This window comes from Massilia sp. YIM B02763 (assembly GCF_030412015.1).
GTDB lineage: Bacteria > Pseudomonadota > Gammaproteobacteria > Burkholderiales > Burkholderiaceae_D > Telluria.
Map to the genome: position 1 here is coordinate 265,531 of NZ_JASNRD010000002.1, position 15,146 is coordinate 280,676.

A 15,146-nucleotide genomic window follows, 5' to 3' on the forward strand; every position below is an offset into this window, starting at 1 on the left:
CCACGGGAAGGTCATGAGATGAAGGCGATGCTGTTCCATATCGGACGCGAACGCTATGCCCTGCCCCTGGCGGCGGTGCAGCGGGTGCTGCCGGTCGCGCGCCTGAAGGCGCTGCCGGGCGCGCCCCACTACGTGCCGGGCCTGCTGGACCTGCACGGCGAACCCGTGCCCGTGGTCGACCTGTCGCGCCTGGCCGGGATGCCGCCGGACGCGGTGCGCTACGACACCCGCATCCTGCTCGTCGAGGTGCCCGCGCTGGGCCGCCCGCGCCGGCTCGGGCTGAAGGCCGAGCGCGTGACCGGTGTCGGCGACCTCGGCCCGGCGCTGGCCGACGGCGGCGTCGTCGCCGCGCCCTGGCTCGGCCGCGTTGCGGTGGGCAGCGGCGGCGGCGATGGCGCCGGCATGGTCCAGCTGCTCGATCCGCAGCGCCTGCTCGCGCCCGAGGTCGAACGATTGCTGTTCGGGGAGGGAGCGCCATGAGCCTGCGCCGCACCATCGAGGATGCCACCGGCCTCGCCCTCACCGACGCCGACGTCGGCCGCGCCCTGCGCGAGCTGTTCCCGCACGATGCCGCCGCGCGCGCGGCTCATGCGCCTGCGCCCGGCACGCCGGCGTTCGACGCCCTGCTCGACCTGCTGGTGGTGCCCGAATCGTGGATGTTCCGCGATCCCGCCGTGTTCGAGGAAGCGCTGCGCTTCGTGCGTGCGCGCCTCGCGGATCGTCCCGACGCCCGGTTGCGCATCCTGTCCCTGCCTTGCGCCGGCGGCGAGGAACCGTATTCGGTGGCCATGTCGCTGATGCGCGCCGGGGTCGACCCGCGCCAGTGCGCCATCGATGCCTTCGACCTGTCGCACGCGGCGATCGCGCGCGCAAGAAGCGGCCGCTACACGCGCAACGCCTTCCGCGGCGCCGACCTCGCCTTCCGCGAGCGCCATTTCACGCACGCGGACGGGCACTGGACGGTGAACGCCGACGTGCGCGCCTACGTGCGCTTCGCCCAGGCCAATCTGCTGGAACTGGATGCCGCCGCACTGGCCGGACGCTACGACCTGGTGTTCTGCCGCAACCTGCTGATCTATTTCGACGAGGCCGCGACACGGCGCGCCGCCGCCGTGCTGGCCGCGCTGCTGGCCGACGACGGCCTGCTGCTGTCCGGCTATGCGGAAGCGCCGGCCTTGTGCCGCAACGGCTTCACGACGCAGGGAGCGCGCCAGGTCTTTGCGCTGCGCAAGGAAACCGACGCGACGGCGGAGCCGGTGCCGGCTGCACGGCCCCGCGCGCGCGCGCGTACCGTCCCTCCGCAGCCCGCGCCGGTCGCGCCACAGGCGCCCCCGGCGCGCGCGCGGGCGACGCCGCAGGAACAGCTGGCCCAGGCGCGCCGCCATGCCGATGCCGGCCATCTTGCGGAAGCGGAAGCGCTGTGCCGCGCGTTGCTCGCGCGCCTGCCCGAGCTGGCCGACGCCTGGTTCCTGCTCGGCGCCATCGACGAAGCCGCGGGCCGCATCCGCGCCGCCGAACGCTGCTGGCGGCGCTGCACCTACCTCGACCCGCAGCACTACGAAGCCTTGTGCAGCCTGGCGCTGCTGCACGAGCAGCTGGGCGATAGCGCGCGCGGCGCCAGCTTCCGCCGGCGCGCCGCCCAGGCCTACGAACGGCGCGGAGGGGCGGCATGAACGGAAGCGTCGTGAACGATTGCTGGCGCCGAATCGGCGTGGCCGGCGACGCCAGCTGCGCCGAACTGGCCCGGCACGTCCATTGCCGCAACTGCGGCAACTATGCGGAGGCCGCGCAGCGCAGCCTGCAGCGGCCCGTGGACGCGGCCTACCGCGAAGCGTGGGCGCGCGAACTGGCGCGGCCGGAACCGCCGCCGCTGCCGACCGACAGCGCCGCGATGGCCTTCCGCGTCGGCCATGAATGGCTCGCCGTGCCGCTGGCGCTGGCGCAATCGGTCGCGCCGCTGGCGCCCGTGCACCGGCTGCCGCATCGCAGCAGCCCGGGCAGCGCGCTGCTGGGCATCGTCAACGTCGGCGGACGGCTGGTGCCGGCCGTGTCGCCGGCGCGCCTGCTGGGCATCGATACCGACGGCGTGCCGCCGCCGCTGGGCCGCCATGCGTTCGCGCGCCTGCTGGTCCTGGCGGTGCGCGCCCAGCCCTTCGCGCTGCCGGTCGACGAAGTGCACGGCGTCATACGCTATGCCGGGGCCGCCGTGCGCCCGCCCGCCGCCACCGTCGGCCAGGCCCCGCTGCCGCTCCTGGCAGGCGTGGTCGCCGACAGCGCCATCGAGGCGGGCCTGCTCGACGGCCCGCGCCTGGAACGCCAACTGGAAGGATTGCTGCGATGAGCCTGGACGGTGACCTGAGCGGCTTTTCGATGACGGAGCTGTTCCGCCTGGAGGCCCAGGACCAGGCGCGCGTGCTGACCGACGGCCTGCTGCGGCTGGAACGGGGCGAGGCCGACGCGGCCACGCTGGAAGCGCTGATGCGCGCGGCCCACTCGATCAAGGGCGCGGCCGCCATCGTCGGCCTGGATGCCGCCGTGCGCCTGGCGCACGCGCTGGAAGACGTGTTCGTCGCCGCCCAGCACGGCCGCCTGCGCCTCGGCGGCGCCGACGTCGACACGCTGCTGGGCGCCGTCGACCTGATGCAGAAGCTGTCCGTCGAGGACGGCGGCGCGGGCGCCGGCGTCGATGCGGCCGTGGCGGCGCTGGGCCGCCTGCGTGGACGCGGTCCCGCCGCGCCGGTGCCGGCGGCGCCCGTCCCCGAACCCGTGACCGTTTCCGCACCTGTTTCTGCGCCCGCTCCTGCGCCCGCTCCTGCGCCCGTCCCTGCGCCTGCGCCCGTCCCTGCGCCGCCCGCGCAACCCGTACCGGCGCCGGCACCCGCGCCCGACGCGGCGGCCGCCCCCGCCAGCGACGAACTGCTGACGCTGGCGGGCCAGGCGCGCCTGCAGGCGGGCCGGCTGCGTCCCTGGATCGATGCGCTGCAGCGCGACAAGCGCCAGCAGCGCATGCTGTCCGAGACGCTGGAACAGCTGGAGGACGCGGCCCTGGCCCACGGGGAGACGCGCCTGCTCGACCTGGCGCGCCTGGCGCTGGAGCGCATGCGTCCGCTGCGCGACGCCACCTGGCGCCACATCGCGGACGCCGAGCAGCACGAACGGCAGGCCGTGAACCTGTCCACCCGCATGCTCGACGAACTGCAGCTGCTGCGCATGTGCCGCTTCGGCGACGGCGTGCACGCGCTGCCGCGCATGGTGCGCGACCTGGCGCGCGGCCTCGGCAAGGACGTGCGCGTGGAGATCCGCGGCGCCGACGTGCTGGTCGACCGCGCCGTGCTGGACCGGATGGACGCCCCGCTGCACCAGCTGCTGCGCAATGCCGTCGACCACGGCATGGAAACCCCTGCCGAACGCGTGGCGGCCGGCAAGCCGGCCCACGGCACCATCCGCCTCGAGGCACGCCACCGCGGCGGCATGCTGGTGCTGGAAGTCGAGGACGACGGCCGCGGCATCGATCCCGAACGCATCCGCGCCGCCGCCGTGGCGCGCCGCCTGGCCACGCCGGCATTCGCGCCGGCGCTGTCGCAGGCCGAGCTGATGGAGTTCCTCTTCCTGCCGGGCTTTTCCCTGAAGGAGACGCCGAACGAGATATCCGGGCGCGGGGTCGGCATGGACATCGTGCACGCCGCCGTGCAGCGCCTGAACGGCAGCGTGCGCGCCGAGTCGCGCCCCGGCGCCGGTTTCGCCATCCTCGTCACGCTGCCGCTGACGCAATCGATCGTGCGCGCGCTCGTCGTCGACGTGCTGGGCGAAGCCTATGCGCTGCCGATCGCGCGCGTGGAACGCGTGCTGCGCCTGCCGGCATCGGAAGTGCGCACGCTGTCCGGACGGGCCTACCTGGAACTGGACGGCGAGCACGTGGGCCTGGTACCGGCCGGCCAGGTGCTGGACCTGGGCGAGACGATGGGCGCCGACGAGCTGGCCGTCGTCGTCATCGGCCCCGTGCGCGAGCGCTACGGCCTCGTCGTGGACGCCGTGCGCGGAGAACAAAGCCTGACGGTGCAGCCGCTCGAACCCGTGTTCGGCAAGCTGCGCGACGTGGCCGCGGCCGCCCTGCTCGACGACGGCGCCCCCGTGCTGGTCCTGGACGTGCCCGACCTGCTGCTGTCGATCGCGCGCCTGCTGGGCGAAGGGGCGCGCCTGCAGCTGGGGACGGCGGGCGCGGCGGCCGGCGCCGGCGCGGCGGCGCGGCGCGTGCTGGTGGTGGACGACTCGCTCACGGTGCGCGAGATGCAGCGCAAGCTGCTGGCCGCGCGCGGCTACCGGGTCGACGTGGCGCTGGACGGCATCGACGGCTGGAACCAGCTGCGCGCCGGCGACTACGACCTCGTCATCACCGACATCGACATGCCGCGCCTGGACGGCATCGGCCTCGTCGGGCGCATCCGCCGCGACCCGCGCCTGCACCGCCTGCCCGTGATGATCGTGTCCTACAAGGACCGTCCGGAAGACCGCGCGCGCGGCCTGGAGGCCGGCGCCGACTGGTACCTGGCCAAGGGCGCCTTCCACGACGCCTCGCTGCTGGACGCCGTGCGCGACCTGGTCGGCGACGCGCATGGCGACACGCATGGCGACAAGTCCGGAGGCGCGCCGTGAGGATCGCCATCGCCAACGACAGCCCGACCGCCGCCGAGGCGCTGCGGCGCGCGATCGCGGCGGGCGGCGAGCACCAGCTCGCGTGGATCGCGCGCAACGGCGTCGACGCCGTGCGCCTGTGCGCCGACCTGCCGCCCGACCTGGTGCTGATGGACCTGGCCATGCCGCTGCTGGACGGCGTCGAGGCGACCCGCCGCATCATGCGCGACAGTCCGTGCGCGATCCTCGTCGTGACGGCACAGCCGAAGGACAACGTCCACCAGGTGTTCCGCGCGCTCGGCGCCGGCGCCCTCGACGTCACCGCCACGCCGGTGCTGCTGGGCCAGGGAGGCGAGGAGGCGCTGCTCGCGAAGATCCGCACCATCGGCAAGCTGGTCGCCGGCAGCGCCCCGCCGGCGCCCACCGGCACGGCCGGGGTCAAGCGCCTGGTGGCGATCGGCGCCTCGACCGGCGGCCCGGTGGCGCTGGCAAGGCTGCTGAAGGCCTGGCGGCCGCCGCCCGACACGGCCACCGTCATCGTGCAGCACATCGATCCGGAATTCGCCGTGCACCTGGCGCGCTGGCTGGGCGAGCAGTCGACGACGAAGGTGCGCGCGATCGCGGGCGGCGACGTGCTCGAGGGCGGCGTCGTGCTGGTCGCGGCCAGCAACGACCACCTGCGCCTGGAGCCCGGCCACCGCCTGTGCTACGACGAGCATCCGCGCGACGAGATCTACCGGCCGTCGATCGACGTGTTCTTCCACTCCGTGGCGCGCCACTGGGACCGCGCGGCCACCGGCATCCTCCTGACTGGCATGGGCCGCGACGGCGCGACGGGCCTGCTGGCCATGCGCCAGGCCGGCCACGCCACCATCGCCCAGGACGAGGCGAGCAGCGCCGTGTATGGCATGCCGCGCGCGGCCGCCGAGAACGGTGCCGCGGCACGAATCCTGCCGTTGGACGAGATCGCGCAAGCTTTACCAGTTAAAATGGTCGATCCGTCGTAAGCAAGACGGCTATTTTCCGTTTTTACCGAATTTTCCATGCTTGACAGTCCCAGCAGCACTGCTCCTTCCGACGGCATCGACGACCAGATGCGTGTCCTCCTGGTCGACGACCAGCGCATCATCGCCGAGGCCGTGCGGCGCATGCTGGCCGGCCACCCCGAAATCGCCTTCCACGCCGTGGCGACGGCGGCCGAAGCGCTGCCCGCCGCGCTCGCGCTGCGCCCGACCGTGATCCTGCAGGACCTGGTGATGCCGGACGCGGACGGCTTCGCGCTCATTCGCGCCTACCGCGGCCAGGAGCAGCTGCGCGACGTCCCCGTGATCGTGCTGTCGACCAAGGAAGAGCCGAGCCTGAAGGCGCAGGGATTCGAGCTGGGCGCCAACGACTACCTCATCAAGCTGCCGGACCGCCTGGAACTGGTGGCGCGCATCCGCCACCACTCGGCCGGCTACATCCGCCTGCTGCAGCGCGACGCCGCCTACCGCTCGCTGCGCGCAAGCCAGGAGGCGCTGGCCAGGGCCAACGAGGAATTGCAGAAATTGGCCGCGCTCGACGGCCTGACCGGCATCGCCAACCGCCGCCGCTTCGACGAGGCCGCGCGCTTCGAATGGCAGCGCGGCCGGCGCCGCGGCTCGCCGCTGGCGCTGCTGCTGTGCGACGTCGACAGTTTTAAACTGTACAACGACCATTTCGGCCACCCGGCCGGCGACCTGTGCCTGAAGAAGGCGGCGGCCGTGCTGACGGCCCAGTTGAAGCGCCCGGCCGACCTGGCGGCGCGCTACGGCGGCGAGGAATTCGCCCTGCTGCTGCCGGACACCGACCTGGCCGGTGCGATGCAGCTGGCCGAAGCCTGCCGCGCCGAGCTGGAACGCCAGGTCATGCCGCACCCGCGCGCCGACTGCGGCATCGTCACGATGTCGATCGGCGTGGCCTGCGCCGTGCCGGACGACGACGGGGCGCTGGAAGACTTGATCGAGGCGGCGGATTCCGCGCTGTACTCGGCCAAGCGTGGCGGGAGAAATCGGGTGCAGGCCGCGCGAAGCGATCAAACTCCACCCGGCTGAACCCGTCGCCCCGGCGCAGGCCGGGGTCCAATGTCATGCGCCGGCGGCAGCACCTCGTACTTGGGCCCCGGCCTGCGCCGGGGCGACGATGTCGCTGCCGGCTACACCATGACCGGCTCGGGTTCCAGCAGCACCCCGAACCGCTCCCGCACGTCGTGCTGGATCGCCCGCGCCAGCGCCAGCACTTCCGCGCCGTCGGCGCCGCCATTGTTCACCAGCACCAGCGCCTGCTTCGGGTACACGCCGGCGCGTCCCAGCGACTTGCCCTTCCAGCCGCAGCGGTCGATCAGCCAGCCGGCCGCCAGCTTTTCGCTGCCGTCGGCCTGGACGTGGTGCACCAGGTCCGGCCATTCCGCCAGCAGCCGCGCGCAGTGCTCGGGGCCGACCACCGGGTTCTTGAAGAAGCTGCCGGCATTGCCGATGACGGCCGGGTCGGGCAGCTTGCGGCGGCGCACGGCGATGACGGCGTCGGCCACCTGGCGCGGCGTGGGCGCGGCGATGCCGGCCTCCTGCACCGCGTTGGCCAGTTCCGCGTAGCGCAGGTTCGGGCCCCAGGCGCGCGGCAGCGCGAAGGTCACGTCGAGCACCACCAGGTCGCGGCCTTCCTCGTGCTTGAACACGCTGTCGCGGTAGCCGAAGCGGCAGGCGGCGGCATCCATCGTGCGCGTGGCGCCGGTGGCGAAGTCGAACACCGTCAGCGCATGGAAGCGGTCCTTCACCTCGGCGCCGTAGGCTCCGATGTTCTGGATCGGCGAGGCGCCCACCGTGCCCGGGATCAGCGCCATGTTCTCCAGGCCGCCCAGGCCCTGGGCGATGGTCCACTCGACGAAGCCGTGCCAGTGTTCCCCGGCGCGGGCGCGCACCAGGATCGCGTCGGCCGTCTCGCCGACGATCTCCTTGCCCATCAGGCCCATGTGCAGCACCAGGCGCTCGACGGTGTCCGACGTGATCAGGAGGTTGCTGCCGCCGCCCAGCACCAGGCGCGGCAGCGCGGCCAGGGCCGGATCGGCGGCGATGGCGGCGAGCTGGGCAGGATCGGTCACGCGCAGGTAGCGGCGCGCGCGGGCGGCGATGCCGAAGGTATTGAAGCTCTGGAGCTGGACGTCGGAGGAAAGCAGGTCGGCTTGCATGGCTGGGGCTGGGAGTTTGCCGAGATTATAAGGGGATCCCGGCCCGGATAGGCTCACGGTGGCGTTGTCCGTTAAAATACTGCCATCCCTACTGGGCAAGATACGAATAAAGGAATAACACGATGCCATCGTTTGATGTGGTCTGCGAAGCAGACATGGTCGAAGTCAAGAACGCCGTCGAGCAATCCAACAAGGAAATCGGCACCCGCTTCGACTTCAAGGGCAGCTCGGCCAAGGTCGAGCAGAAGGAACGCGAGATCACCGTCTTCGGCGACTCCGACTTCCAGCTGGGCCAGGTACGCGACGTCCTGCTGGGCAAGATGACCAAGCGCAAGGTCGACGTCCGTTTCCTGGACGAAGGCAAGATCGAGAAGATCGGCGGCGACAAGGTCAAGCAGGTGCTGAAGGTGCGCAACGGCATCGAGACCGAGGACGCCAAGAAGATCACCAAGATCATCAAGGAAAGCAAGATGAAGGTGCAGGCCTCGATCCAGGGCGAGACCGTGCGCGTGACGGGCAAGGACCGCGACACGCTGCAGGAGGCGATCGCGCTGCTGCGCAAGGACGTCAAGGACTTGCCGCTGGAATTCAATAATTTCCGCGACTGACCTCGGCGATCCCGTTCCGGCACGGGCGGTTTTCGCACGGTCGTGCTGGCTTCCTGGGACAAAAAGCCCTCTCGGCCCCGCCCTGCGCTGGGGTAGAATGCGGGTTGCGCCGGCACGCCGGTTCCCGGCATGCGCGCCAGGTCGATAGTTCGGTAGTTTAAGGATAGCAATGAAACGTGTTGATGATTTCCGCCTGCGTATGGGCAACAAGGAATATGTGCCCATCATGATCGGCGGAATGGGTGTGGATATTTCGACGTCCGAACTGGCCCTCGAAGCCGCCCGCCTCGGCGGCATCGGCCACATTTCCGACGCCATGGTACCGGACGTGTCGGACCGCAAGTTCGACACCAGCTTCGTCAAGGAAAAGACCAAGCTGTACAAGGCCAACATCAACAACATGGACAAATCGTCCGTGAAATTCGACCTCGACCGCCTGGCCGAGGCGACGCGTCTGCACGTGGGCGCGACCATGGCGGCGAAGAAGGGCGACGGCCTCATCTTCGTGAACTGCATGGAAAAGCTGACCATGAACGCGCCGAAGGAAACGCTGCGCACGCGCCTGTCGGCCGCGCTCGACGCGGGCATCGACGGCATCACCATGTCGGCCGGCCTGCACCTCGGCTCCTTCGAGCTGATCAAGGACCATCCGCGCTTCCGCGACGCCAAGCTGGGCACCATCGTGTCCTCCGTGCGCGCGCTGCAACTGTTCCTGCGCAAGGTCTCGCGCCTGGACCGCCTGCCGGACTTCCTCGTCGTCGAAGGTCCGCTGGCCGGCGGCCACCTGGGCTTCGGCATCGACGACTGGCAGGACTACGACCTGCACACCATCGTCGACGAACTGCTGGCGTTCATGAAGGCCGAGCAGCTGGACATTCCCCTGATCGCTGCGGGCGGCATCTTCACGGGCACCGACGCCGTCGGCTTCCTGGAAAAAGGCGTGGGCGGCGTGCAGGTGGCGACCCGTTTCACCATCACCCACGAATGCGGCCTGCCGGACGACGTCAAGCAGGAATACATCCGCGCCACGGAAGACGACATCATCGTCAACGGCGTGTCGCCGACCGGCTATCCGATGCGCATGCTCAAGCAGACTCCGGCGATCGGCTCGGGCATCCGCCCGGGCTGCGAATCCTACGGCTACCTGCTGGACGCCACCGGCAACTGCGCCTACATCAATTCGTACAACCGCGAAGTGATGGCCAACCCGGGATCGAAGAACATCCAGGTCTTCGACAAGACCTGCCTGTGCACGCACATGCGCAACTTCAATTGCTGGACCTGCGGCTCGACGACCTACCGCCTGAAGGACACGACCCACAAGCTGGCCGACGGCACCTATCAGCTGCTGTCCGCCGAGCACGTGTTCAAGGATTACCAGTTCAGCGTCGACAACCGGATCGCCCTGCCCCCGCGCCAGGACGAAGCGGCGGCCTGAGCAAGCTTCCCGCCATCGAGACGGCGTGCCGCGGCACGCCGTTGTTGTTTTCGGATGGAACGCGGCGCCGCCTCCTGCTGTCCAACGGCAGTTGACCCAGAGGGAGTGCGCGCATGTCCGAGACCGACCATCCGGCCCGCGTCGTCTTCATGACGGACGAAGCCGGCAACATCCTCACCTGGAATGCCGCCTGCGCCGCCCTGTTCGGCGTGGACGCGGCACGCATCCTGGGGCGCACCGTCACCACCCTGTTCTCGCCGGCCGGCCGCGATGCCTGGAGCGTGGGCTGGGCCGCCCTCACGCGCCGCAGCCAGGACGAACACCGTGGCGCCGAGATCCGGGTCGACCTCGACTGCGGCGAGCGCGGCGTGGCCGCCAGCCTGGTGCTGGCGCCGCAGGTCGACCACGACGGCGGCCTGCGCGGCTGGGCCGTGGCCGTCGCCACCGATGGCGAACGCGATGCGCCGGAGACGGCGCGGGTGGCGCGCACGCCGCTGTCGTCCACCATGCACATGTTCCCCGGCACCTTTTACGTCGTCAACCGGGAGGGCCGGCTGGTGCTGTGGAACCGCAATTTCGAGCGCCTGACGGAAATGGCGCCCGACGAGCTCGCCGTCGCGCGCGTGCCCGAGATGCTCGAACTGCACCAGCGCCCCGCCTGGGCCGACACGATGCGCCAGGTGTTCCAGGAAGGCGGCGAATTCAGCCTCGAGCTCGACTACGTGTCCAGGAGCGGGCGCACGACGGCGATGCTGCTGTCCGGGGCGCGCGTGCGCGTCGACGGCGCCGACTACCTGTTCGGCATGGGCATGAACATCGATGCGCGGCGCACGCGCGAACAGCAGCTGCGCCTGCGCGAGCGGGCGCTGCACGCCGCCAGCAACGGCATCCTGGTCACCCGCTGCGAGGGCCGGCGCAACGTCACCGAATACGTGAACCCGGCCTTCGAGCGCATCACCGGCTATGCCGCGGACGAGGTGCTCGGCCGCGACCCGCGCCTGATGGGAGCGCCCGGCATGGACGCCGTCGAGCGCGCCGAGCTGCGCGAGGCGATCGCCGCGCGCCGGCCTTCCCATGTCGTCATGCGCAACCTGCGCAAGAACGGCGAGCTGTACTGGACCGACCTGAGCATCACGCCCGTGCACGACGAGCACGGCGTCGTCACGCACTATATCGGCGTGCTGCTGGACGTCACGGCGACCAAGCTGCGCACGGCCCACCTGGAGCACGAGGTCAACCACGACCCGCTGACGGGACTGGCCAACCGCAACCTGCTGTGGGACCGGCTGGAACAGGCGCTGCACCTGGCCCAGCGCCAGAAGTCGCTGGTGGCCACCGTGCTGATCGACCTCGACAAGTTCAAGCTCATCAACGATACCTACGGCCACGAGGCCGGCGACGTGGTGCTGAAGGTGGTGGCGCGGCGTCTGCAGGCCTCGGTGCGCGACAGCGACACGGTGGCGCGCATGTCGGGCGACGAATTCGTGCTGATCCTGGCCAACCAGCCCTCGCTGCGCTTCACGCTGCGCATGGTCGAGCGGCTGCGCCAGAGCTTCGTCATTCCCGTCTCGTTCAACGGCAGGGAGATCCCCGTCGGCGCCAGCGTCGGCGTCGCGCTGTACCCGCACGATGGCGCCACCGCGGCCGAGCTGGTGCGCTCGGCCGACCTGGCCATGTACCACGGCAAGCAGAACGGCCGCAACGACGTGCATTTCTTTTCCAGCGACATGAAGTCCAGCAGCGAAGCCAAGCAGCGCATCGAGGTGGCGCTGCGCGAGGCGCTGGACAACGGTGAGATGTTCCTGCTGTACCAGCCGCGCATGTCGATCGCCACCGGCAAGGTCACCGGCTTCGAGGCGCTGCTGCGCTGGCGCCATCCGGAACAGGGTGTGCTGGCGCCGGCGCGCTTCCTGTCCGAGGCCGAGGAAAACGGCTGCATCGTCCAGATCGGCCAGCAGGTGCTGGATTACGCGTGCGCCTTCGCCGCGACGCTGCGCGACCAGGGCTTCGCGGACGTGCCCGTGACGGTCAACGTGTCTTACCGGGAATACAGCCAGCCGGGCTTCCTGGCCGGGCTGTCGGAGCGGCTGGCGCGCTGGCGCCTGGCGCCGCACAGCCTGCAGCTGGACCTGCGCATCGACGAACTGATCCGCAACCCGGCGCTGGGCCGCGAACTGGCCGAGCAATTGCGCGGACTGGGCGTCGGCCTGTCGGTGGACGGCTTCGGCGCCGGCCTGTGCGACCTGGGCTACCTGCAGCAGCTGTCCGCGACCCAGGTCAAGCTGGCGCAGGATACCGTGCACGCGATCGCCGACGGCGGCGCGGCGGTGGCCAAGAGCCTGATCGACATCGGGCACAACCTGGACATGCAGGTCGTCGGTGAAGCGGTCGAGACCGAGCCGCAGATGGCATTCCTGACGTCGCACGGCTGCGACCAGGTGCAGGGCACCTGGTTCAGCAAGCCGCTCGAGGAGGAAGAAGCAAGAAAGCTGCTGCGCGAACGTCAACCGGCGTAGGGCGGGCACATGGGCCCACCCTCCCCGGACAAGCCTCTCAGCCCTCGCTGGTGATGCGCTTGACCAGCGCGCCCAGCACGTCCTCGGCCATGTCGTTCGAGATCTGGCAGGTGCCGGCATTCTCGTGTCCGCCGCCACCGTATTCGAGCATCAGCGCGCCGATATTCGTGTTCGACGTGCGGTTCAGGATCGACTTGCCGGTCGCGAACACGGTGTTCTGCTGCTTCAAGCCCCACAGCACGTGGATCGAGATATTCGTTTCCGGGAACAGCGCATAGACGATGAAGCGGTTGCCGGCATAGATCACCGGTTCCTCGCGCAGGTCGAGCACGACCAGGTTGCCGTGCACCCGGGCGCAGCGGCGGATCTGCTCCTTGCACAGCGCATCGTGCTCGACGTACAGCCTGACCCGTTCCTGCACGTCCGGCAAGGCCATGATCTGTTCGATCGTGTGGCTGCGGCAGGCGTCGATGAGGCTCATCATGAGCTGGTAGTTCGAGATGCGGAAGTCGTGGAAGCGGCCCAGGCCGGTGCGCGCATCCATCAGGAAATTGAGCAGGTTACAGCCCTGAGGATCGAGCACCTCCTCGCGCGAGAAACGCGCCGCGTCGCCCTTGTCGACGGCATCCATCATGTCGCGCCAGGCGGCCGGGAAGGCGCGCGTGGCGCCGTAGTATTCATAGACGACGCGCGCGGCGGACGGGGCGCGCGGATCGATCACGTGGTTCTCGCGGCCATGGGCGCCGCCGGCGCGCAGGGTCTCGGACAGGTGGTGGTCGAAGGCCAGGTGGGCCCCGGCCACGTACGGCAGGTTGGTCGTGATGTCGCCGGCATCGATCGCGATCTTGCCGTCCTGCATGTCTTTCGGATGGACGAACAGGATGTCGTCGATGAGGTCGAGGTGCTTGAGCAGGACCGCGCAGACCAGGCCATCGAAGTCGCTGCGGGTGACTAGGCGGTAACGTTTCGGAACGGCGGACATCGGCATACCCCTTTCATGTCGAGAAACAAGGAACGATGGGCTGGCGCGGCCAGGACCTCATCCATCATACGCTGCAAAATTTCCAATTGACAGGCTTTCTATACGGCACTATTTCTTCCATCCGAAGCAGTCCAGGGCGCGAATCCTGCAGGCTGTCGCACGGCACTGGCATGGGAAAGCACCGTGCACTAAAGTTGCAACATCCCAATGACAGCAATATGCTTGAGGGATGCGGGCACGCGGCATCGCCCACCGATCACGCTTTCCACCACGCTCACGACACCGCTTCATGCCGACCCGCCCCTCCTCCACCCAGCAAGCGCTCAGCCACACCCTGTCCTCCGCCTACCGCGCGTTCGACGCCGTGGCGACGTGGGTGACGCAACTGTCGTGGTGGAAGTTTTTCCTGTTTGCCGCGCTGATGCTGATCGCCGGCCAGATCCTGCAGGACGAATTGTTCTCCGGCAGCGACGACGACATGGCGCGCGTCGAGCACAATGCCCGCCGCAACGAGCCCAGCATCATCATCGACGACAACGGCATCCGCATCAGCCCGCGCAAGGGGCAGCGCCCCGTCGCCATCGACCCCGACGCCGAGGCGGCCAAGGCCGAGCAGGCCGCCAAGGCCGCCGCCGGACGCGTCGCGGAGGCCGACGGCGCCGCCGAACGCGCCCAGGCCGCCCGCGATGCCGCCGAGGCCATGCGCGAGGAAGCGGCCAGCCGCGGCGACGATGCCGCGCCCGCCACGCCCGCCACTCCAGCCACGCCGGCCACTCCAGCCACGCCGGCTACCCCGGCCACGCCGCTGCGCTCGGCCGACGGCCACGCCGTCGCCAAGACCGTGCGCGGCCCCAACGGCGGCGAGGTCCACATCGACCTGCCGCCACAGATCGGCGAAGAGCTGTCCGATGCGATCGAGGCCGCCGTCGACGATGCAGCCGAGGCCAAGGCGCGCAGCTACCACAAGCAGGCGTCGACCTGGTTCACCAGCTTCGTCTGGCTGCTGGTGCTGGCGCTGTTCGGCACCAAGGCCCTGGTGGGCGGCAAGAAGCGCGCCGAGGCGGAAATGCAGACGGCGACCGCCGCGGCCGAGCGCGAATCGATGCAGCGCCAGCTGTCCGAGGCAAAGATGCAGGCGATGCAGGCCCAGGTCGAGCCGCACTTCCTGTTCAATACCCTGGCCTCGGTCGAGCACCTGATCGAGACCGATCCGCCGCGTGCCTCGGCCATGCAGCGTACGCTGATCCAGTACCTGCGCGCCGTGATCCCGCAGATGCGCGACGCCAACCTCAGCACCAACCTGGGGCGCGAGCTCGACATGGTCAACGCCTACCTCGACCTGCTCAAGATGCGCATGGAGGAACGCCTGACCGTGACGCTGCGGGTGCCGGCCGGCCTGCGCAGCGCCGCCTTCCCGCCGATGATGCTGCAGTCGACGGTGGAGAACGCGATCAAGCACGGCCTCGAATGCAAGCCCGAGGGCGGCCACCTGGACGTGAATGCCGAGATCGTCGACAGCAAGCTGCGCGTCACCGTCAGCGACGACGGCGTCGGCTTCGGCGTCATGCCCAGCAAGGGAACGGGCCTGGGCCTGTCGAACATCCGCGAACGCCTGAAGCTGCTGCACGGCGATGCCGGGCAATTGCACATCGCCGCCAACAGTCCCAGCGGCGTCATCGCCACCATCGAAGTGCCCTACCAGCTGGCGTCCAAATAGCCGCGCCGGGTATTGCCTGCGATGACGTTTCATTGAATAATCGACATAATC

12 protein-coding genes are annotated in these 15,146 nt (G+C 69.9%); 10 read left to right on the top strand and 2 right to left on the bottom strand.

What is annotated here, in order from left to right:
• The first annotated feature begins 27 nt into the window (after nt 1-27).
• The 6 genes from QPK32_RS04690 to QPK32_RS04715 are packed head-to-tail and all read left to right on the top strand — an operon-like array spanning nt 28 to nt 6,704.
• Nucleotides 28-480 (top strand): chemotaxis protein CheW, encoded by a 453-nt coding sequence (locus tag QPK32_RS04690; RefSeq protein ID WP_290411609.1) that lies wholly within the window; start codon nt 28-30, stop codon nt 478-480.
• Nucleotides 477-1,673 (top strand): protein-glutamate O-methyltransferase CheR, encoded by a 1,197-nt coding sequence (locus QPK32_RS04695; RefSeq protein ID WP_290411610.1) that lies wholly within the window; start codon nt 477-479, stop codon nt 1,671-1,673. Before QPK32_RS04690 ends, QPK32_RS04695 begins: the two co-directional genes overlap by 4 nt.
• Nucleotides 1,670-2,341: a chemotaxis protein CheW gene (locus tag QPK32_RS04700; protein ID WP_290411611.1), complete on the top strand. Its 672-nt coding sequence runs from the start codon at nt 1,670-1,672 to the stop codon at nt 2,339-2,341. Before QPK32_RS04695 ends, QPK32_RS04700 begins: the two co-directional genes overlap by 4 nt.
• Nucleotides 2,338-4,653: a hybrid sensor histidine kinase/response regulator gene (locus QPK32_RS04705; RefSeq protein WP_290411612.1), complete on the top strand. Its 2,316-nt coding sequence runs from the start codon at nt 2,338-2,340 to the stop codon at nt 4,651-4,653. Before QPK32_RS04700 ends, QPK32_RS04705 begins: the two co-directional genes overlap by 4 nt.
• Nucleotides 4,650-5,639, top strand: a complete 990-nt coding sequence (gene cheB, locus QPK32_RS04710) for a chemotaxis-specific protein-glutamate methyltransferase CheB (RefSeq protein ID WP_290411613.1) — start codon at nt 4,650-4,652, stop codon at nt 5,637-5,639. Before QPK32_RS04705 ends, cheB begins: the two co-directional genes overlap by 4 nt.
• A gap of 36 nt (nt 5,640-5,675) precedes the next feature.
• Nucleotides 5,676-6,704: a diguanylate cyclase gene (locus tag QPK32_RS04715; protein ID WP_290411614.1), complete on the top strand. Its 1,029-nt coding sequence runs from the start codon at nt 5,676-5,678 to the stop codon at nt 6,702-6,704.
• A 101-nt stretch (nt 6,705-6,805) separates the two neighbouring features.
• On the opposite strand, the gene murB is transcribed toward QPK32_RS04715, so the two are convergent.
• Entirely contained in the window at nt 6,806-7,834 is a 1,029-nt protein-coding gene (murB, locus tag QPK32_RS04720) for a UDP-N-acetylmuramate dehydrogenase (protein ID WP_290411615.1), read from the bottom strand.
• A gap of 122 nt (nt 7,835-7,956) precedes the next feature.
• Here murB and QPK32_RS04725 point away from each other — a divergent pair, with 122 nt between their 5' ends.
• The 3 genes from QPK32_RS04725 (at nt 7,957) to QPK32_RS04735 (ending at nt 12,396) form a co-directional block, all read left to right on the top strand.
• Nucleotides 7,957-8,442, top strand: coding sequence for a YajQ family cyclic di-GMP-binding protein (locus tag QPK32_RS04725; RefSeq protein ID WP_290411616.1), 486 nt, complete (start codon nt 7,957-7,959; stop codon nt 8,440-8,442).
• Between the two features lie 169 nt (nt 8,443-8,611).
• Nucleotides 8,612-9,880: a nitronate monooxygenase gene (locus tag QPK32_RS04730; RefSeq protein WP_290411617.1), complete on the top strand. Its 1,269-nt coding sequence runs from the start codon at nt 8,612-8,614 to the stop codon at nt 9,878-9,880.
• 113 nt (nt 9,881-9,993) lie between these two features.
• Nucleotides 9,994-12,396 (top strand): EAL domain-containing protein, encoded by a 2,403-nt coding sequence (locus QPK32_RS04735; RefSeq protein WP_290411618.1) that lies wholly within the window; start codon nt 9,994-9,996, stop codon nt 12,394-12,396.
• A 37-nt stretch (nt 12,397-12,433) separates the two neighbouring features.
• On the opposite strand, the gene QPK32_RS04740 is transcribed toward QPK32_RS04735, so the two are convergent.
• The gene (locus QPK32_RS04740) at nt 12,434-13,378 is read right to left on the bottom strand and encodes an exopolyphosphatase (protein WP_290411803.1); all 945 of its coding nucleotides are present in this window, start codon (nt 13,376-13,378) and stop codon (nt 12,434-12,436) included.
• Between the two features lie 289 nt (nt 13,379-13,667).
• Here QPK32_RS04740 and QPK32_RS04745 point away from each other — a divergent pair, with 289 nt between their 5' ends.
• Nucleotides 13,668-15,095 carry a sensor histidine kinase gene (locus QPK32_RS04745; RefSeq protein WP_290411619.1) on the top strand — a complete coding sequence of 476 codons (1,428 nt, stop codon included), beginning with the start codon at nt 13,668-13,670 and terminating at the stop codon, nt 15,093-15,095.
• The last annotated feature ends 51 nt before the right edge of the window (nt 15,096-15,146 follow it).